Source organism: Evansella sp. AB-rgal1 (genome assembly GCF_041820985.1).
In the GTDB taxonomy this organism is placed as follows: domain Bacteria; phylum Bacillota; class Bacilli; order Bacillales; family Salisediminibacteriaceae; genus Evansella.
In genome coordinates this window covers 1-19,515 of the sequence record NZ_JBGUAU010000053.1, presented here as the reverse complement: position 1 = coordinate 19,515, position 19,515 = coordinate 1, and the positions used below count along the sequence as shown (strand labels likewise).

The window sequence follows — 19,515 nt, the reverse complement described above, 5'->3', positions numbered from 1 at the left end:
TACCTCGGTACTGCCCACCTTTTTCTTTACTCAAGATAATTTATCCTACCAGAAAATAAAATAACATCGGCTATCTCTTCATAAATAAATAGATAAAAAGGTTGATTTATCGTCATAAACGGAATCATTGGTGCTGATTCCACTACAGCTTCCACCGTGGTTACCGCTGCCGCTTCCGTTCCCTTTTCATCAACTTCTAAAAAAGTATCATGAAGAACACGACTAATTTTAAACCTTGGATCATCAGTGATATTGGAAAAATTAGATTTCGTCTCAACAAACGCACTTTCTACCCCTAAATTTTGTAAATACTTAGAAAGCTCTACATTATATTGAAGTGTGAATTTAGGCATTTGCAATTGAATTTCCTCTTTAACAAAGGAGCTAGAAATGTCATTCCACACATCTTCACTCATTTGAAAATCTTGTATGTCTGTTGGAAGAACAATCACCATATGCGATGTTTCCCCTTTGTACGGTAACTTTACCGCTTGATAATCATCCGTTTCCTGATAATAAAACTCTTCCATGTCATTCATGTAATCTACCATACTTTCACTGCCATCTAGATTATAAAATGTATTGGTAAATGTTTTGGTAGCATCAAATTCCAACTCCCAATCTCCTTTAAAGTAGATAGCATTTATTAAGTACATCACAACATCTGGATCCATATCATCCACAGATTCAAAGATCTCCTCAATTAACCCATTCGTGTTTTCCTCTACCCAGGAATTAATGTCCTCCACCGTTTCCTCGGTTCGTAACACTTGACGTATATATTCAGAAAAAAGCCAATCCTGACTGATTTGTATAAACTCCTCTTTCGGTTCAAATTCCTCATCACTCCAGATAGAGTTAGCAATGGCAACTTCTATATCCTCTTGGAAGTTTTCCAAGTATAAAATGAGTTGATGAAAATAGTTATTTCGCTCCTCATCATTTAATTCATCGAGATAGAACACTTTAAGCATTTCCTCTTTCGTTTCCTCACTCGCACCATTCATCACCATAGCAAATGCAATCGATATACTAAGAGGTGAAATAAACATATTTTCGTCATTCCTTAAATCACTTTGAATCTCTTCCATCAAATCAAACCCAAATTGCTGTTGCTTTGAACTAACATCCGTATCAATATGATCAACGCTAAAGTCCTTAGTAAACCCATCCCCATTTACTTGATCTCCGTTCTCATCTTCTACTCCACACGCAGATAATAACAAGACTAGTGATAAGAGTCCTCGTTTTATATATTTCATCTTCGGTCACCTCAAATCTAATCATTTAACTATAGGACGCCACTTTTTCTTTTTGTGTTTCATCCTTTTGTAATTTCACTAGTTGTAATTACTTGATTTCTGCTTCCAATTACTCGAATTTCATAGAGGTACACATAATTTAACAAAAAAAGTGTTGAATATAGAAAAAACCGAGATTGCACAAATATATGTGCGATCTTGGTTTTGTGTTTCGTCTATTCCACCATCTCAGACAATAAGTAATGGTAGATTAGTTTCGTTGTATTTTCAATAGAAGAGATATGTGTTCGTTCAAATGCATGCGAGGAGTCTATTCCTGGTCCGATTAGGCCGTGAACAATATCATGACCTGATCGAATTGCTGCCGATGCATCTGATCCGTAATACGGATAGATATCAAGCTTATAGCCTATCTCATTTGTTTTCGCCAACTCCACTAAATTTTTCCGAAAAGCATAATGGTAAGGTCCGCTTGCATCTTTCACACAAATCGACACAGTATATTCGTCTGTCGATTGACCATCTCCCATTGCACCCATATCCACTGCTAGGTATTCCACTGTTTCAGGAGTGATGTTTGAATTTCCTCCATAGCCTATTTCCTCATTATTGGAGATTAGAAAATGAGTTGTGTAAGGAAGTTCTATTTTATCAGTAGCAACTTGCTTTATTAATTGAAGAAGTATCCCTACACTAGCTTTGTCGTCTAGATGACGTGATTTAATATAGCCATTCGGCAATACCTGCACTCTCGGATCAAACGAAACAAAGTCTCCTACTTCAATCCCAAGCTCACGAACTTGATCGGCTGTATGTACTTTTTCATCAATTCGTACTTCCATATTATCTTGATTTCGTTCCGCTTTACCTGCATCTTGATACACATGAACAGATGTTTGATGCATTAATATCGTACCTGTAAAAATCTTGCCCGAAGACGTCTCAATCTGACAATATTCCCCTTCAATAGAGTTGTAGCGAAATCCACCAATTAAGTCTAGCTTCAATCTTCCACTTGGCTTGATTTCCTTCACGATCGCACCTAATGTATCTACATGTGCTGTTAACATTCTATGATTATCGTTATCCTTGCCAGGGATGGTTGCTATTAATCCGCCTTTTCGGTTACGCTTTGTTTCTACATTCAGGTCTGCTAGGAAGTTTTCCACCCAAGTAATCACTTCATTTGTGTTTCCCGATGGACTAGGAATGGACACTAAGTCTTTTATCACTTTGATTGTTTCTTCTGAATTCGGATATGTCATTAGAAATATTTCCCCTCTCGAAATAGTTGGTTTCTTCTATTATAACAAAGTTAGAATATGAGGTACATTTCATGCAGAGGTCTAACCTGAAAATACGCGTGTCAGGCTATCTAGTAATACTAACTTTGCTGGCTTTTATTCCATTCGCTCCATTCCAGTCCTTTCCTGATGGGAGTTGCCGAACCACCGTATTTTCATCGACCATGGTGTAAATTATCATCTGCATGGAAATCTAACCAAAAAAAAGATTAATTCAATTGGAACACCAATGAATTAACCTTTCGTCCAGTTATTATGTGTTAGATAATTACTCTAGCCAGTAATAATTATCTGATTATTCCAACTCTTTATCTGATAAAAAAGCTTGAATCTCTTCTACAGATAGACCCATTTGCCGTGCTTCTTGAATCAGATGAAACCATTCATTATCTAATCCTTCCTCCACCGATACTCTTTCCATTCCCAACAATTCCCCTTTCAACTATATATGCCGCTTCCGTTCTGTATAAAGAACTAACTAACTATTATCCTACACCTAAAATCACTACAAGTAAATACTTAATTTTTTAAATTCTTTCAACAAAACTCAACAAATATCAACAAATTACTACTTTCAAATGAAAAAATGATTAGATTCTTACAATAGTGTCGTTCACTATCAAGAACGAAAGTGTACCTTTTTATGGGATATAATTAAATGCTTGTATCACAATTTTTTTCAAATACGTTGTTGTATTTTTCCAATTTGTGAGTATAATAAGTAGCAAAGATACCTTTTAATTCTAGGTAGGTGATAAATGAATGTTTAATCGTGAATTAGTAAAAGGAAGCACCTCTCTTCTATTACTACAGTTACTTGCAGAGAAGGACATGTATGGCTACGAAATTGTAAAGGAAATGGAAAAACGTAGCGATAAAGCCTTTCAGGTAAAGGAAGGTACACTCTACCCTGCTCTTCATAAACTGGAAAAGCAAGAAGTAATTGAAGCATACTGGTTGGATCAACAAAAAGGACCTTCTAGAAAATATTATCGTATAACAGAGAATGGTCAGGAGATACTCAGACAAAAAACAAAAGAATGGAAAAGTTTTGTTTCTGCAATCGAAAAAGTCATTGGGAGAAATGGATATGATTCCGTCTAAATCAGCATATTTAAACATACTAAAAAAAGAACTAAATAATAGTGCAAATTCTGCAGAACTTTTACAAGAAATAAATTTACATTTAACGGAACTGTTAGAAGACATAACTTCATCAACAAATAAGAAGGAAGAAGAAGCAATGGCTGAGCTAATCGAACGAGTTGGAACTCCTAGTGAACTCGCATCACTGTATATGGAAGAGCTTCAAATAACACCTAAGAAAACACAGTGGACTTTTATTTCTGTTAATCTTCTCTTTTTTATTTTTGGAATAACCTTAACTGCAATTTATCATTTAGTGTCTTTTCCATTCGCAAATCAAGTTTGGACTTTCTTAACAAGTTTCCCTTCTCTTATCATGATATTATATATGCTGTTTTGGGGCCTATTAGGATACGAAATTGGGAAAGAATTTGGATTTAGCGGAAAAAACCTATTGTATAAAACATTTTATATAACCTTAGTACCTAATCTGCTTTTGATGGGCCTTGTTGTTTTCCGGATTATACCTTTAGGCTGGTTTGACCCATTATTAACACAGCCGTTTATTGTTGCATGTATTTTATGCACGATTATTTTGTATCCCATTAGCTATGCAGGATATCGTTGGGGAATTATTCATTCTGTATAGTTTTTTTTGATTCTATACATAGATATACTATGTATATAGAGATTAGGAGGTGAGATCACTTGAACATTAGCTTTTTCAATTCTTGATCATATGAGAATCAATTTGTTAAAGAGTCTGTTTGTTGAATAACAGTTTAGATCAAAAATTTTTACTTAACTATATAGAATTACTATGTATATATTCATAAAAAGAAAGGAAGATTTTCATTGAAATTGAATAAACATATTTTTTATTTCATCATTTGTATGTTACTTGCTGTAGTAGCAAACCTCACTCTCTTTTATGGACCTATAGGGATCTCCTATAGCATTCTGCTTGTATTCTTTTATTCTGTATTTTTTTATCAACACAAAAGCTATCCTTTTAGTCAAAAGAGGATAAGTGGCTTAATCTTTTTCTCCATAATGGCACTGGCTTTGATGTATTTTATCTTTTCTAATCCCGTTTTTAACATTATCAATTATGCACTACTCCCGCTTCTCGTTTATGTTCATACAAACTTACTAACTAGCCCCATTGACTTACATTGGCATAAACCTACGTTTTATCTTTATATGAAAAGCAAAACAAAAAAGTTTTTTTCTGCTAGTAACACAATAATGACTGTTACTACGAAAAAACTTCGCAGAAATGTGGGGGATTCCACCTATGGTAACGCAAAAAAAATCGGGATAGGGCTCATTTTTGCAGCTCCCCTTCTCTTTATTGTCATTAATCTGCTTTTTTTAGCTGATGCGCAATTTGCAAATTTATTGCTCTCTATCCCTGAGTTACTTCTGCAGATGAATACATCCTTTTTCTGGGATTTGATAAGAATTCTACTACTATTTTTTGTGTTCTTCTGTTTCTTTAAAGTAATAGGAAAACGAACAGTCATTATGGAATATGAACGAATCAACGAAGAGAAAAAAAATTGGGATACAGTAGTGGTATCAACTGTACTTATAACACTTAACCTCATTTACTTGTTATTTACCATTGTCCAATTTCAATACTTTTTCAGTGGTGGTTCTACAGGTACCTTAACGTATGCTGAATATGCTAGACGCGGTTTCTTTGAATTGATGACGGTTACGATCATTAACTATGTTACATTAGCAACTACACTTCGTTTTTCCAAAAAAGGGCCAGCATCATTCGTAAAAATACAGCTTACACTATTAATTTTGTTCAGCAGTATCATGTTAACTTCAGCATTTATGCGATTAATGATGTATGAACAAGCATTTGGCTACACGTACCAACGAATATTCGCGCATGCATTTATGGTCTACTTAATCGTTATTTTTGCTTTTACTCTTGTAAAAGTTTGGGCTTATCGACTTTCCTTAGCAAGGTTTTATATCCTTTTCACATTACTATTTTATCTTGGTCTCAACGTAATTAATATTGATAGTATTATTGTCGAGAAAAATATTGAGCGGTACGAAGCAACAGGGAAAATTGATATAGAGTATTTAGGTTCCTTATCCTATTCTGCAGTTCCAGCTTTAGTGGAACTATACGACTCCGAGCCTGAAAACAAGGAACTAGAAAGAGTACTTGAGGAAAAACAAGCAAATTTAGCGGATGATCGTTGGCAATCGTTCAACCTTTCTCGTGAAAACGCAAAACGGGCATTAAAAAATACCTTCACTAAGTAGTCTGTTACAGATTTTTTTGGGTGTTCATCATTACAAATGGAGTTTTTACAAGAAAGAAGAAATATATCAGGAGGATTATGACATGGAAAGAAAATACAATTTATTCTCATTTTATTTAAGCTTTTTTTGCCTAGGATTCGTTGCATATTCATTTTTTTCAAATTTGGAGAATATATGGTTACTTGCACCACCTAATTATGTGTTACTTTTCATAAGTTTCTTAGCCTTCGTCTTTGGAATTATTGGTTTCAAAGATAAGCGGAACCGGCTATCTAAGATAAGAAGTTGGGTAACATTAACGGTTTCATCAATAACATCTATCGTGCTTTTCTTGACCATTGTAGCGTCACTCTTTTTTTCCTTCATGGGAGTTAATGAGCACATCGAAACAACACGTTCCCCTGACAAAAATTATACAATCCACTTTTACCAGTGGGATACAGGGGCAACGGGTTCATTTGGAATTAGAGGAGAACTAGACGGTCCACTTTGGTTTAAGAAAAGGATTTATTACGAGATAGAAAAAGAAAATGTAGTTATTGAATGGGATAGTAATAGTGTAGTGACCATAAATGGGCATAAATTGAATTTGGATGAGGGAGAAACGTATGGATACTAATGATAGTAGATTATTTGTGCAATCTAATAACTAGTTTGTCTGGTTACCACTCCATGTTGAAAGATTCCAGTACATTTGTAAAAACACAAGTATAATTAATGAATAAAATCCTCTATTTTCCAGAAACTAAGAAAATGGAGGTGAGAAAGAGATGGGATTATTAAATATACTTTCAGAATGGAACAAAGAGCAATACAATAAGCGTGTGGATGAAATGAAAGTGAAGAGTCATTGTCCAGACTGTCATGGGCATGGTCATCACATGGTTTCCAACACCTTTTTCTATGTCGTATCGGATCGCACGTGTAAAGGGTGTAAAGGCAGTGGTCAATATGATGATTGGTCTGAACTGAATAATCAATAAGGAGATGCCTAATCTACAATATGATGTAGAAATAGGCATCTTTTTTTGTGCGATTTTGATAATTGTTTTGGACCCAAAAATGAGTTTGGCAAATTATCACTTCTCGCCTTTCTATTTTGATTTTCTTTGTTTTGCTTCCTTTTTAGAAAAAGGAAGATCCCACCTGAATAGCTTAGTAAAACCCCAATACTAGATCTATCACAGTATGAGCTTTTTAGATCATCACTACCTCAACAACATTTCCCGCAAAAGTATGATACGGTAATAGAATAGTAATGTTCTATTTTTCAAAAAGGAGTGTGTTCAATGAAATTTAGATTGATTATATTGTTGCTTATTGTCTGTAGTGCTTGTAGTAATTTAATAGAGAACGATCAAAACTTGAATGATGGCATCTTTGATGAGATCGATTATCACTCATTTGGGGATTTTCAAGTTAGTGAAATAGAGGTTTTAGCGACTAATTTACAAATACCTTGGAGCATCGCGATATCAGATGAGGAAATTGTTTTAACCGAGAGAGAAGGAAGAATCGTTGTATTGAATCAACACGAACGTACAGAAAGTGAGGTCGTCACTTCTGATCCTATTTCCCACGAGGGAGAAGGTGGACTACTCGGGTTAGCTTTGTCACATGATTTTTCCGAAAGTCGAGAACTGTTCCTTTACTACACGTACGAAGAGGGTGGTACGTTATACAATAAGGTAGTGAAAGCCGCTCAAGACGGAGATGAATGGATTGAGACAAATGTTTTACTAGATAAAATTCCTGGAGATAGAATTCATAATGGTGGTAGGTTAGCTATTGGGCCTGATGATCATCTTTATGTAACAACTGGGGATGCGAATATTCCTGATTTATCTCAAGACAATTCGAATCTTGCTGGCAGTATTTTGCGCATGACATTGGATGGAGAAATACCAGATGACAATCCTTTCGAAGACTCCTATGTTTTTTCTTACGGTCATCGAAATCCTCAGGGTCTAGCTTGGAATGAAAATGGTATTCTTTATAGCTCCGAACACGGCCCTTCTGCTAGAGATGAGATTAATATCATTGAAGCTGGTATGAATTATGGGTGGCCAGTAGTTAGTGGTTCGGATAGAGAAAAAGGAATGGAGTCACCACTGGTCCATTCTGATCAAGATACGTGGGCACCTTCTGGTATTACGGTTTGGAACAATCGGCTTTTTGTTACAGGACTAAGGGGATCTAGTTTATATGTTCTAAATGAACAAGAAGAGTCTTTAGACGTATTTTTGACTGGATTAGGTAGAATCCGCGACGCGGTAGTTCATGATGGAGATTTATATTTTATTACAAATAATACGGATGGCCGAGGAAACCCATCTGAAACAGATGATTTATTGGTAAAAATAACGCTTGAGTAGGTTATACAGTAATTATCTGAAAATTAAACGATCGTTTAAAAAAATCAAACCATTGATAAAACAACTATTGTTCAAGATATACCGGAGTGAAAGCTCAACAAAAACAGTGTGGAACAAAAGTGTTTTGACCAAAGAGAAATCCGAACGAAATGATACTTGGTATACTATTCACTACAGAAATATACTTCACTTTCCGAGGGAGGCTGGTGAGCCGCCGAGTGCTTAAGCACTCTTGGGCTCTCACCCTTGCCTTTTGATCCCGCCGGAGTCTTCGTATATTTCCTTCGCTAAGATTACCTATCGTTCGTCTTTTCAGTGCTACACTTTTGTTATGTTCCAGCCTCTCTTCAATATACGTATCCCTTACACAAAAGCTATTTAGCTATTTAGCTATTTGCTTCTCCGTTTTTTTGAAGTATTATATAACATTAACGTAAATAGATTGAAATTGATAACTACTCCAATAAGAAAGAAATAAGCTAATCCCACTTTCTCTCCCCAGTTTCTATATGCATGTGATAAAGCGAGGAAAATCATGAGAATAATTTAATAGATTTGATATTTAGGCAAATCATGAACAAATCCTATCCCACAACAACTAATAATTGCACCTTTAGAAAAATAACGTGCCTATATGGGTGAAATCTATGGATTGCTTATTCCTGAATTAAGAAGCTGAAACTATTTCTATTTTTCCACAAAATAATCATATACTGCACTTGCAAGGGTAGAGATAACCTCTTCTCCCGCTTCCACCGTTGGATTGCCACAGGATAATACGGATATTAATACCGTCCCTTTGTTGTCTGGCAAATAAATAATTCCTGAATCGTTGATGGAACCAGCGATTGTACCTGTTTTATTTGCAGTTTTTGTTCCTCGTGGCAACTTATTTGGTAATCGTCTTGTTGATTGTTGTCTTGAAAGTATTTCAAGGATTTGTTTTGACGTTTCCTCTTCCATTCCATCAGACAACACAATTTTTTCCAACAAAAGATTTAAATCTTGAGCTCTGGCTATATTATTGGATGCAAAGTCCTCTGACGGTACGAGGGATTCGTCAACACCAATTGTTAAGAGCTCTGTAATCTCATCAAATTTTTGTTGTGAAAACGGCTCTGGATCCACTGCAACTCGGAGGGCAAGCAACTCCCAAATGGTCTCATGAACACATAAGTTTTCAAAACCAAGGGCTAACATGTGCTCATTCACTTTTTCTTTTCCAAGAATGGAAAGTAATTTGTCTGTTGCGGTATTGTCGCTAATAATAATCATTAATGTTGCCAGATCTTTTATTGTCATTGCCAATCCTAAATCTAAATCTTTTATTACTCCTGAACCTGGTACCATGTCGTGATGTTCAAATTGTACACGCTCATCTATTCGTATGTTTCCTGCAGCCACTTCTTTATACAAAGCAACTAATATTGGTATTTTCACTACACTTGCCAATTCAAACTTAGCCTCACTATTTATATGTAGCCCTTCTCCCTTTTCCACATGCTTTATTGCTACTCCAAACTTTCCTGGAGCTTCATCCACTATCTTTTGCAATTTTTCTATAATTCCCATTCTCCTATCACCTCAATTAGTTTCTATTATATTACTTCAACATAATATTCTTATTTCCTTGTCAAAATCAAAACAAGGGTACTCCAAGTAACATTTCCTCGACTTTCTATGATAAAGGTAATTTCACAGTAAATGATGTAAGATGTTGGTTCGACTCACACAATATCTCCCCTTCATATTTCTCTACGATTTTTTTACACACAAATAAACCTATTCCAGTTCCGAGTTTCTTCGTCGTGTAAAAAGGTTCAAATATTGTAGATTGTATTTCTTTTGGAATAGCAGGACCATTATTTGAAATGATGATCCTAAGATATTCTTCATTTGATGAGCAACGAATTTCTAATTGTTTATTTTTCCCTCGAAGTATTAGGGCATCAATGGAATTAAACAATATGTTTAGAAAAACTTGTCTTAACTCTTCTTTATTTGTTAGAATGCTAGGTTCCGTTTCATATTTCGTTTTTACATTAACATCCCCATCTACTATGCTCGGGTATAAAAATGTCAATATATCAGTTAACATTTCTTTTACTTTCACTTCTTCCATTTTGTTCTCTATCACATTTAATTTTGATGTATGTAAAAACTGAGTAATTTGAAAGTCCAATTGTTGCAACTCACCTTCAATGATACGAAGATATCTTTGCTCTGGATATTCTTCTCTTAACAATTTGTTAAATCCAATAATAGCAGTTAATGGGTTTCTAAACTCATGAACAAAGCTCGATGACATCTGTCCTAATATGGTTAAACGATCTTTGTGAGATTGTTGTATAAAATTATTTTTCTCCGCTAGTTCCTTATCCTTTAAATCCGTATATTTAGAAACAGCATAGTATGTGAACTGATCAAATAACTCGTTAACTATTTCTATGATTTCTTGCAATTGATTCGAAAAACTTTTTGCTTGAATGAGATGATTGATAATTAAACTATTACCCGAGTTTACATTGTAGACAAATTCACCAATATTAATATTGGCTTTGATTCGTTCCTCTGCTACCTTATATGCCAAATTCTTTACATCTACTTCCGAAATCGATGATGATAGTGCTCTCATTACTAATGTATACATCTGATAAGCATTTTCTCTTACTTGTTTTCGATTACTAGTATTGTCATCTATTAATATGTTTTGTTCCCACAAATCTAGCAATTCTGTTTGCTTATTATGAAAGTATTCAATAACGTCACTAAAAGTTCCCTTCGTATTAGAAGAAAATGTTTTCAAAATGGTACCTCCCCAGAAATAAATTGTACTATTCAGATAATTCTCACTTCCATAGTATCTTGATTTCGTTCCGTTTTGGTATTGTCGCTGATGATGACCATCCATGTAGCCAAATCTTTACTTATCATGGTACCTAAATTTAAATCCTTCATTCCCCCTGAACCTGGTACCATGTCGTTAGGCTCAAATTGCACACGCTCATCTACTCGAATATTTCCTGCGTCCACTTCTTATTTCTATTTCAAAGCTTCCACAAGCCTTCTCTACTATTTTCTGAAGTTTTTCTACTACACTCACTTTATAATACCACATCGTATTCTGTCTTTTTAACTATTTCAACACTATAGGAATATATCCCTTTTAATGTTTTAACTATATATCGAAAAATGTAAGACCAACATTTTCAACTTACTTTTAAAAAATATTAAAAATCATTACAAAATATAATTGACAATGATTATCATTTACATTACTATAAGATTTGTAGAAGCGGTTGATAATGATTATCATTACCGCCAACTAATACATAATATAGGAGGCTAATTACATCATGAAGAAATTAAAACTTTTATTTTTTGCAGTACTAGTATCATTACTTTTACTTGTTACAGGTTGTGGTGAAAATGATACAGAAGCACAACAAGACAACAATAACAATACAGAGGAACAACAAGATAATAATAGTAATGAAGAGGAACAAAATGATTCAAGCAATAATACAGCAACCGAAACAGAAGAAAACGGAGAAGTTAATCTTTACACAAGCCGTCATTATGATGTTGATGAACAGCTGTATGCTAAGTTTACTGAAGAAACTGGTATTAAAGTAAATGTGGTAGAAGGAAAAGGCGATGAGCTAATGGAACGCCTAGACCGTGAAGGAGCTGCTACAGAAGCTGATGTATTTATTACAGCAGATGCTGGTAATCTTGCTAGATTAAAAGAAAGAGAATTAACACAAGCAATTGAGAGTGATGTTCTTTTCAACAATATCCCTGATAAATTACGTGATGAGGACAATCATTGGTTTGGTCTAACAAAAAGAGCACGTGTTATTGTTTATTCATTAGACCGTGTAGACCCATCAGAGCTATCAACTTATGAAGCACTTACTGAACCTGAATGGGAAGGAAGAGTTCTCATTCGTTCTTCGGAAAATATTTATAACCAATCCATTTTAGCCTCTTTCCTTGAACTAAATGGAGAAGAAGCTGCAAAAGAGTGGGCTGCTGGAATTGCTGCTAATATGGCAAGAGATCCACAAGGTGGAGACACAGACCAAGTAAAAGCTGTTGTTGCAGGTGAAGGTGATGTAGCTATTGCAAACACATACTATGTTGGTAGATTACTAAATTCGGAAGATCCTGAGGATGTAAAGGTTGCTGAGCAGGTAGGAATCTTCTTCCCGAATCAAGATACAAATGGTACACACATCAATATTAGTGGTGCAGCAGTAGTAAAACATGCGAAAAACTTAGATAATGCAGTTAAATTCATTGAGTTTTTATCTAATATAGAAGCACAAGAGGTTTTTGCAGAAGCGAATAATGAATATCCAGTAAACCAAGATGCTGACATTTCCGAAACGATTGCAGCTTGGGGTGAATTTAAAGAACAGGATATTGACTTAACAATTCTTGGAACAAATAACCCAAGAGCAATTCAAATATTTAACGAAGTTGGTTGGAAATAATACCCCCTTGAGCCGCGCTGCTAATATTGCAGCGTGGCTTATACTATATTAGTTTATAATTGATAATGATATTCAATTTCGAGTAGTTTTACGTTATAATGAAAGATGAATTAAAACGTAGCAACTCGACGTGCTTTGAAGGATGTGTCAGCAGTGAAGCTTCAACGACGGAATCAACAGATAAATGTATGGGCTATTTTAAGCTTTTTTTTGATAATTGTCATCTTACTTCCGAATCTAGTAATTGGTGTAAACTTTTTCGCACCAGCTAATGATAACTGGGAGCATATTAAGGAGTACTTACTGTTAGACATTATTTCCAATACAGTACTTATTTTAATTTTTACCGGAATTGCAACCACTCTCATTGGAACGAGTTTAGCTTGGATTATTACAGTCTATAAGTTTCCACTCAGAAACTTTTTCAAATGGGGGCTTATTCTCCCCCTAGCTATCCCTCCTTTTATTGGGGCATACACCTATCATGGAATCGTAAATTATACTGGCATTATTCAAGCTACCTTACGAAACTCCTTTGATATATTTATAGATCAAAAATACGTAAACATCATGTCTATTGAAGGAACCATCTTTATCTTTACTTTGTTTTTGTATCCATATGTATACGTCATGACAAAAAGTTTTTTTGAAAATCAGTCTGCCTCCCTCGTAGAAAATGCACGTTTATTAGGCGGGAACTCGTGGGAAGTATTTTTTAGAGTCATCTTACCAATTTCTCGAGCAGCAATTATCGGTAGCGTCACCATTGTAATGCTTGAGATTATCAACGATTATGGTGTTGTAAAGTACTTTGGTATCCAAACATTTATTACAGCTATTTTTCAGACATGGTTTGCAATGAGTGACATTGAAGCAGCTTTTAAGCTTGCAGGAACACTGATGATCGTGGTCATTATCATTCTACTATTAGAAAAAATCATTCGTGGTAGAAAACGATTCAGTTATTCCACTACAAAGGTTCGACCAATCCAAGCAAAACAACTAAAAGGTAAAAAAGCTTGGTTCGCATTTAGTTACTGCTTTCTTATTTTTGGTTTTGCTTTTCTCATCCCATTCTTACAATTACTTCAATGGGCAGTAATGACTTATGAAAAAATCCTAAATTGGGATTTCCTAATACTAGTTAAAAATTCGTTCACCGTAGCAGCAATTGCTGCAATATTAATCGTTATCATCGCATTGATTATTGCTAACTATACAAGAATTCATCAAACTTTTTTTTCAAAAATAATATCAAGGATTACTATTCTGGGTTACTCCATACCAGGTGCTATCATCGCTATCGGAATAATTACTATCTTTTTAGCACTTGACGATATGATGTATGCCGCTTTTACTTTCTTTGGATCTGATCCTGCATTTATTTTAAGAACTAGTCTCATCATGCTTGTTTCTGCTTATATCATTCGGTTTTTAGCTGTAGGCTACAACAATATTGAAGCCGGTTTTGAAAAAGTAGGAAATACGTTTACAGAAGCGTCCACAACCCTTGGAACATCTTCTCTTGGAACTTTCTTCAAGGTAGATATTCCACTCATCAAGGGGGCTATTATTGGCGGATTCATTCTCGTTTTTGTTGATATTTTAAAAGAATTACCGTTAACGATGCTTTTACAGCCCTTTAATTTTTCAACATTAGCGACACGGGCGTTTCGCTATGCGAACGATGAAATGATAAGCGAAGCAGCATCAGCATCTCTACTAATCATTTTTATAAGTGGCATTTGTATATTTTTCTTCCACAAAGTTTTAGATAAGGGGGAACAAGGATAATGTATGTTCAAATTAAAAACCTTCAATATCAGTATAAGAACAGTACCGAGCCAACGATTAAAGATTTTTCCTTAACGATGGAAAAAGGAGAAATTGTCACCATACTTGGGGAAAGTGGTAGTGGAAAAAGCACCATTCTTCGTTTATTAGCTGGACTTGAAACGGCAAAATCCGGGTCCATCTCTATTGATGGAAATAGGATTATGGATGATAAAAGTTTCATTCCACCAGATAAACGCGGGGTTGGCATGGTTTTTCAAGATTATGCCCTCTTTCCACACATGACAGTGGCAACAAATATTAAATATGGTTTACGTAAAATGTCTCGAAGACAAAAGCACCAGCGCTTAGAAGAAATGCTTGAACTAATTAATATGACAGAGTATAAAGATCGATATCCATATGAACTTAGTGGCGGTCAGCAGCAACGTGTTGCTCTAGCGAGAGCGTTGGCTCCTGCACCTTCGCTACTTGTTTTCGATGAACCGTTTAGTAATCTCGATGCAAATCTCCAAGTGAAAATACGAGATGAGTTACGGTCTATACTGAAAAGAACAGGAATTACATCTATCTTTGTAACTCACGACCAAGCAGATGCAAAGGTATTAGCGGATCGGATTGTTTTTATTGAGAATGGTAGAATTCAACGAATTGGTCCACCCGATGAAATATTGGGCTGTGCGAGCTTACTAATGTGGGCTAATTCCTAAGTCACATCCCTAGTTCAAGCTGTCATTCTGTATTTTTTTATTATTGGAAGCGCGGCTGGGACATAACGAAAGTGTAGAACTTAGAAGCAGAACGATGTGTAACCTTAGCGGAGAAAATATACGAAGAATCCCGCGAGATCAAAAAGCAAGGGTGAGACCCCAGGAGTGATTAAGCACTCCTGGGGTCTCCTACTGCCTGCGGAAAGCAAAGTATATTACCATAGCGAGTAGTAGTAGTATATACAGTTATCATTTCGTTCGGCTTCACCGTGATGAAAACACTTTTGTACCAGCCACTTTTACTTGTGCCTATATTATTAATAATTTAATTTTTGAATCTCACGAAAAACCTCATCATAATGCTTTTGCTCCTGAGCTTTGAACGATGTATTCATAAATGTAATAATACCTTCCTTATTTACCACAAAAACGGAACGAATCGCAGTCTCATTTTCCTCATGAAAAACGCCGTATTTTTTGGAGGTCGTTTTATGCCAATCAGATAATAGAGGATAAGGTAGTGTTCCTAAGCTTGCTGCAAAAACATTGTGAGCGTATATATGATCTACACTGATGGCAAGTACTTCCGCTTCTAATTGTACAAACTTCTTGTAGTCCTCTTTCCAAGAGGTGATTTCCCTAATTCAACCAGGTGTAAAATCAAGAGGGTAAAATGCCACTAACACATTCTTCTTCCCTTTATAGTCAGACAGAGCTATCTTCTCCTTTATCGTAGAGGACAAATGAAAATCGGGAGCCATTTCTCCAACGTTCACTTTTGAGTTCAAATTTTATTCCCTCCCTTGTTTCAAGGCTATAATGTATTTTATGTTATTTTTCTCTATTTTATATGAGGGAAATTCACATTTTGCTCCTATCTCCAAAACCCTACCTCACCTTGCTGAAAGAAGGATTCGTTCCGTTGTAAACATCCTACTCTAAACAACGTTAGTACTTTTTTCATAAAATATATTATATCTGGAGGTTTTTTTATGACTTGTACATATTTATCTTACTGATTCACGTTATTGCTGCTGTTTGTGAACTTGGTTCCACCTTCGCACTACCTGCATTAATGAATCCTCAAAGACTGTCACTCCAGCAAAATTCGCAATATCTGTTTTTGGAGGGGAGTAGCATTACTCTTCTTGTAACTGGACTTATCATGGGGGCTTTGAATACATATTTATTTACTCAAGTTTGGTATATTGCTTCCATTATCATTTATATTGGAATTCAACCAATCGTGGCGGTAATTATGCCGAAAAGAATAAAACAACAAATAGAGATTTTGGAAAACCATGAAGGGGATGACTTACCAGAATCTTATATTGCTATAGGAAAACAAATGAGGCCTCTTAACGGAATTACCCATGCTGCAGCAGTAATATTAATCATTTTTATGGTTCTCAAACCTTTCTAATTCAAAAACACCTGTATATGCACATCATGCAAACTACAGGTGTCTATCTTATAGACATAAATTTCGGTGGTATCTTTTAATCTCTACTATATAAATCCCTTGTATAAACCTTATCCTTTACATCCTCTAATTCAGGAGAAAGTCTGTTTGATACGATGATATCCGATATTTTTTTAAACTCATCAAAATTTCGTATGACTCTTGAATTAAAGAACGTATCCTCTTGCAGTCCAGGCTCATATACCACTACTTCTATTCCTTTTGCCTTGATTCGCTTCATAATTCCTTGTACGGACGAGGATCTAAAATTATCAGAATCCGTTTTCATTGTTAGTCTGTATATTCCAACCACATTTGGTGCTTGTTTCACGATTTGTGATGCAATGAAGTCTTTCCTCGTTCTATTTGCCTCAACAATCGCTCCAATAATGTTATTTGGAACATCTTCATAATTCGCACGAAGCTGCTTCGTATCCTTAGGCAAACAATACCCACCATATCCAAAGGATGGATTGTTATAATGATCTCCAATTCTCGGGTCTAATCCTACCCCTTCAATAATATGCTTTGTATTCAGACCTTTCATTTCCGCATACGTATCAAGCTCATTGAAATATGCCACACGAAGAGCCAAATACGTATTGGAAAACAACTTTACCGCCTCAGCCTCCGTCGAATCAGTAAAAAGAACAGGGATATCCTTTTTAATAGCCCCCTCCATTAATATAGCAGCATACTTTTCTGCCCGTTCTGATCTTTCTCCAACAATAATTCTGGAAGGATATAAGTTATCAAACAACGCTTTTCCCTCGCGCAAGAACTCTGGAGAAAATAAGATATTCTCAGTGTGATACTTTTCTCTTACAGTTTTCGTAAAACCTACTGGAACAGTGGACTTAATAATCATTAGAGCATTCGGATTTATATCAAGAACCGTTTCAATCACATTCTCCACTGTTTTCGTATTAAAATAGTTCTCTACTGGGTCATAATCCGTTGGCGTTGCAATAATAACAAACTCCGCATCCTTATAGGCAGCTGATGCATCTGTGGTAGCAGCAAGGTTTAATTTTTCCGATGATAAAAACTCTTCGACCTCCTGATCAACGATTGGAGACCTTCTGTTATTGATCATGTCTACTTTTTCCTGAATAATATCAACGGCAACCACTTCATTATTCTGAGATAATAAAATGGCATTTGACAAACCAACATAACCTGTACCTGCAACTGCTATTTTCATCTTCGAAAACCCCATTTCGTCTCAAAATGCTGTTTCCATTCATCATAACAACTGAGTGTAACGTTCATATGAAGAAACTGTAAATACTTTATATAAATCCGCCTACCTTTGTGCATCAGTTCACATTGTTTGATTTGTTCCTCCGCTTCGAATATAATCTATTTGAATTAATATGAAAGAGGTGTAAAAAATGGCAGAAATTACAGGAAAAGTTGCATTAGTCACTGGTGCGGGAAGAGGAATTGGAAAAGCAACCGCAATCGCTCTTGCAAAAGAAGGAGTACATGTAGGTTTATTAGGATTAACTTCTACCAACTTAGAAAAAGTAGCAGAAGAGTTAAAGGAATTTAATGTAAAAACATCCATTGCTACTGCAGATGTAGGTGACCTAACATCTGTTACTGCTGCTGTTGAAAAAATCAAGAGTGATCTAGGCCCGATAGATATCCTTATTAACAATGCAGGAACAGCTAAATTTGGTGGTTTTTTGGATTTAACTCCTGAAGAATGGGAAAAAATAATCCAAGTAAATTTAATGGGTACATACTATGTAACCCGTGCAACACTGCCTGATATGATCGAAAGAAAATCTGGAGACATCATCAACATTTCCTCCACTGCTGGTCAAAAAGGCGCACCTGTTACAAGTGCATATAGTGCCTCCAAATTCGGTGTGTTAGGTTTAACAGAGTCGCTCATGATGGAGGTTCGTAAACACAACATTCGTGTAAGTGCTCTTACACCAAGTACCGTCGCAACCGATTTAGCAATAGAGCAAAACTTAACAGATGGAAATCCAGAAAAAGTTATGCAGCCAGAAGACTTAGCTGAATTCATCATATCTCAATTAAAATTAAACTCACGTGTGTTCATAAAATCTGCAGGATTGTGGTCGACGAATCCGTAAAGGAAAATGATATAGAAAAAGAGGTCTGGCTTAAGTTCTGAGTAGTTCCGTTTAGAAGGAGAAAACTAAAAATTATATAGCAAAAACGAGGCTGGGACATAACGAAAGTGTACCATTGAAAAGACGAACGATAGGTAATCTTAGCGGAGGAAATATACGAAGACTCCGGCGGGATCAAAAGGCAAGGGTGAGACCCCAAGAGTGCTTAAGTGCAAGGCGGCTCACCAGACGCCTGCGGAAAGCGAAGTATATTTCTGTATCGAATAGTATACTTAAGAGAAGCGCAAGGCGCCCTCTCAGGACCGAAATGCAAATTTTCTGAACTAACGAAAAGCTTAATCCGCTTGCATATCTGCGAAGAAAAATGTTCTTTCAGTTGAAAAGTGCTTTCTACTTTTCTAACTGGAAGGTTATTTTTCACAGCAGATAGCGGATGTAGCTAGACATAAAAAGTGCTTTTTACTTTTCATCGTCCAGGTTATTTGACACGAGGTCATGACGCCTGGAGCTAGACAACTTTCTAAGTCCAAAAATGTTATACTTTCTCTTTTAAAATAAGGGGAGGTTTTTCCCTTAAGCTGTAGAATATAGCACGGTTATGGTGAAATAAGGGGAGTTTT

19 protein-coding genes are annotated in these 19,515 nt (G+C 35.6%); 11 read left to right on the top strand and 8 right to left on the bottom strand.

The window, feature by feature from the left end:
* Window positions 1–26 precede the first annotated feature (26 nt).
* From ACERII_RS25030 to ACERII_RS25020, 3 genes are all read right to left on the bottom strand, one after another.
* Window positions 27–1,262: a serpin family protein gene (locus tag ACERII_RS25030; protein WP_373645706.1), complete on the bottom strand. Its 1,236-nt coding sequence runs from the start codon at window positions 1,260–1,262 to the stop codon at window positions 27–29.
* A gap of 215 nt (window positions 1,263–1,477) precedes the next feature.
* Window positions 1,478–2,527 (bottom strand): M42 family metallopeptidase, encoded by a 1,050-nt coding sequence (locus ACERII_RS25025; RefSeq protein WP_373645705.1) that lies wholly within the window; start codon window positions 2,525–2,527, stop codon window positions 1,478–1,480.
* 334 nt (window positions 2,528–2,861) lie between these two features.
* Window positions 2,862–2,987 carry an anti-repressor SinI family protein gene (locus ACERII_RS25020; RefSeq protein WP_373645703.1) on the bottom strand — a complete coding sequence of 42 codons (126 nt, stop codon included), beginning with the start codon at window positions 2,985–2,987 and terminating at the stop codon, window positions 2,862–2,864.
* 341 nt (window positions 2,988–3,328) lie between these two features.
* Between ACERII_RS25020 and ACERII_RS25015 the strand changes: the two genes are divergently transcribed.
* The 6 genes from ACERII_RS25015 (at window position 3,329) to ACERII_RS24990 (ending at window position 8,319) form a co-directional block, all read left to right on the top strand.
* Window positions 3,329–3,670 carry a PadR family transcriptional regulator gene (locus ACERII_RS25015; RefSeq protein WP_373645702.1) on the top strand — a complete coding sequence of 114 codons (342 nt, stop codon included), beginning with the start codon at window positions 3,329–3,331 and terminating at the stop codon, window positions 3,668–3,670.
* Window positions 3,657–4,301, top strand: a complete 645-nt coding sequence (locus ACERII_RS25010) for a hypothetical protein (RefSeq protein ID WP_373645701.1) — start codon at window positions 3,657–3,659, stop codon at window positions 4,299–4,301. Before ACERII_RS25015 ends, ACERII_RS25010 begins: the two co-directional genes overlap by 14 nt.
* A gap of 206 nt (window positions 4,302–4,507) precedes the next feature.
* Window positions 4,508–5,944 carry a DUF4153 domain-containing protein gene (locus tag ACERII_RS25005; protein WP_373645700.1) on the top strand — a complete coding sequence of 479 codons (1,437 nt, stop codon included), beginning with the start codon at window positions 4,508–4,510 and terminating at the stop codon, window positions 5,942–5,944.
* Window positions 5,945–6,026: 82 nt separating this feature from the next.
* Window positions 6,027–6,563 carry a DUF5412 family protein gene (locus ACERII_RS25000; protein ID WP_373645698.1) on the top strand — a complete coding sequence of 179 codons (537 nt, stop codon included), beginning with the start codon at window positions 6,027–6,029 and terminating at the stop codon, window positions 6,561–6,563.
* A 151-nt stretch (window positions 6,564–6,714) separates the two neighbouring features.
* The gene (locus ACERII_RS24995; protein ID WP_373645697.1) at window positions 6,715–6,927 is read left to right on the top strand and encodes a methionine aminopeptidase; all 213 of its coding nucleotides are present in this window, start codon (window positions 6,715–6,717) and stop codon (window positions 6,925–6,927) included.
* A gap of 306 nt (window positions 6,928–7,233) precedes the next feature.
* Window positions 7,234–8,319: a PQQ-dependent sugar dehydrogenase gene (locus ACERII_RS24990; RefSeq protein WP_373645696.1), complete on the top strand. Its 1,086-nt coding sequence runs from the start codon at window positions 7,234–7,236 to the stop codon at window positions 8,317–8,319.
* A gap of 687 nt (window positions 8,320–9,006) precedes the next feature.
* On the opposite strand, the gene ACERII_RS24985 is transcribed toward ACERII_RS24990, so the two are convergent.
* From ACERII_RS24985 to ACERII_RS24975, 3 genes are all read right to left on the bottom strand, one after another.
* On the bottom strand, window positions 9,007–9,891 hold the full coding sequence (locus ACERII_RS24985; protein WP_373645695.1) for a serine hydrolase: 885 nt from the start codon (window positions 9,889–9,891) through the stop codon (window positions 9,007–9,009).
* A gap of 106 nt (window positions 9,892–9,997) precedes the next feature.
* Window positions 9,998–11,125, bottom strand: coding sequence for a histidine kinase N-terminal domain-containing protein (locus ACERII_RS24980; protein WP_373645694.1), 1,128 nt, complete (start codon window positions 11,123–11,125; stop codon window positions 9,998–10,000).
* A gap of 32 nt (window positions 11,126–11,157) precedes the next feature.
* Window positions 11,158–11,352 carry a serine hydrolase gene (locus ACERII_RS24975; protein WP_373645692.1) on the bottom strand — a complete coding sequence of 65 codons (195 nt, stop codon included), beginning with the start codon at window positions 11,350–11,352 and terminating at the stop codon, window positions 11,158–11,160.
* A gap of 323 nt (window positions 11,353–11,675) precedes the next feature.
* Between ACERII_RS24975 and ACERII_RS24970 the strand changes: the two genes are divergently transcribed.
* The 3 genes from ACERII_RS24970 to ACERII_RS24960 all read left to right on the top strand — a co-directional run bounded on the left by ACERII_RS24970 (window position 11,676) and on the right by ACERII_RS24960 (window position 15,322).
* Window positions 11,676–12,818, top strand: coding sequence for a Fe(3+) ABC transporter substrate-binding protein (locus tag ACERII_RS24970; protein WP_373645691.1), 1,143 nt, complete (start codon window positions 11,676–11,678; stop codon window positions 12,816–12,818).
* 153 nt (window positions 12,819–12,971) lie between these two features.
* Window positions 12,972–14,612: an ABC transporter permease gene (locus ACERII_RS24965; RefSeq protein ID WP_373645690.1), complete on the top strand. Its 1,641-nt coding sequence runs from the start codon at window positions 12,972–12,974 to the stop codon at window positions 14,610–14,612.
* Entirely contained in the window at window positions 14,612–15,322 is a 711-nt protein-coding gene (locus ACERII_RS24960) for an ABC transporter ATP-binding protein (RefSeq protein ID WP_373645688.1), read from the top strand. Before ACERII_RS24965 ends, ACERII_RS24960 begins: the two co-directional genes overlap by 1 nt.
* A gap of 317 nt (window positions 15,323–15,639) precedes the next feature.
* Here ACERII_RS24960 and ACERII_RS24955 read toward each other — a convergent pair whose 3' ends face one another.
* Window positions 15,640–16,083: a redoxin domain-containing protein gene (locus ACERII_RS24955; protein ID WP_373645708.1), complete on the bottom strand. Its 444-nt coding sequence runs from the start codon at window positions 16,081–16,083 to the stop codon at window positions 15,640–15,642.
* A gap of 236 nt (window positions 16,084–16,319) precedes the next feature.
* Here ACERII_RS24955 and ACERII_RS24950 point away from each other — a divergent pair, with 236 nt between their 5' ends.
* A complete protein-coding gene (locus tag ACERII_RS24950) occupies window positions 16,320–16,745 on the top strand; it encodes a DUF2269 family protein (RefSeq protein ID WP_373645687.1) in 426 nt (141 codons plus the stop codon).
* Window positions 16,746–16,821: 76 nt separating this feature from the next.
* Here ACERII_RS24950 and ACERII_RS24945 read toward each other — a convergent pair whose 3' ends face one another.
* Entirely contained in the window at window positions 16,822–17,988 is a 1,167-nt protein-coding gene (locus ACERII_RS24945; RefSeq protein ID WP_373645686.1) for a nucleotide sugar dehydrogenase, read from the bottom strand.
* 190 nt (window positions 17,989–18,178) lie between these two features.
* Here ACERII_RS24945 and ACERII_RS24940 point away from each other — a divergent pair, with 190 nt between their 5' ends.
* On the top strand, window positions 18,179–18,895 hold the full coding sequence (locus ACERII_RS24940; RefSeq protein WP_373645685.1) for a 3-ketoacyl-ACP reductase: 717 nt from the start codon (window positions 18,179–18,181) through the stop codon (window positions 18,893–18,895).
* Window positions 18,896–19,515: the final 620 nt, after the last annotated feature.

Bases quoted from the DNA above. Each gene is read 5' to 3' on its own strand.
- ACERII_RS25030 (WP_373645706.1), bottom strand. From the start codon at position 1,262: ATGAAATATATAAAACGAGGACTCTTATCACTAGTCTTGTTATTATCT.
- ACERII_RS25025 (WP_373645705.1), bottom strand. From the start codon at position 2,527: ATGACATATCCGAATTCAGAAGAAACAATCAAAGTGATAAAAGACTTA.
- ACERII_RS25020 (WP_373645703.1), bottom strand. From the start codon at position 2,987: ATGGAAAGAGTATCGGTGGAGGAAGGATTAGATAATGAATGGTTTCAT.
- ACERII_RS25015 (WP_373645702.1), top strand. From the start codon at position 3,329: ATGTTTAATCGTGAATTAGTAAAAGGAAGCACCTCTCTTCTATTACTA.
- ACERII_RS25010 (WP_373645701.1), top strand. From the start codon at position 3,657: ATGATTCCGTCTAAATCAGCATATTTAAACATACTAAAAAAAGAACTA.
- ACERII_RS25000 (WP_373645698.1), top strand. From the start codon at position 6,027: ATGGAAAGAAAATACAATTTATTCTCATTTTATTTAAGCTTTTTTTGC.
- ACERII_RS24995 (WP_373645697.1), top strand. From the start codon at position 6,715: ATGGGATTATTAAATATACTTTCAGAATGGAACAAAGAGCAATACAAT.
- ACERII_RS24990 (WP_373645696.1), top strand. From the start codon at position 7,234: ATGAAATTTAGATTGATTATATTGTTGCTTATTGTCTGTAGTGCTTGT.
- ACERII_RS24985 (WP_373645695.1), bottom strand. From the start codon at position 9,891: ATGGGAATTATAGAAAAATTGCAAAAGATAGTGGATGAAGCTCCAGGA.
- ACERII_RS24970 (WP_373645691.1), top strand. From the start codon at position 11,676: ATGAAGAAATTAAAACTTTTATTTTTTGCAGTACTAGTATCATTACTT.
- ACERII_RS24960 (WP_373645688.1), top strand. From the start codon at position 14,612: ATGTATGTTCAAATTAAAAACCTTCAATATCAGTATAAGAACAGTACC.
- ACERII_RS24945 (WP_373645686.1), bottom strand. From the start codon at position 17,988: ATGAAAATAGCAGTTGCAGGTACAGGTTATGTTGGTTTGTCAAATGCC.
- ACERII_RS24940 (WP_373645685.1), top strand. From the start codon at position 18,179: ATGGCAGAAATTACAGGAAAAGTTGCATTAGTCACTGGTGCGGGAAGA.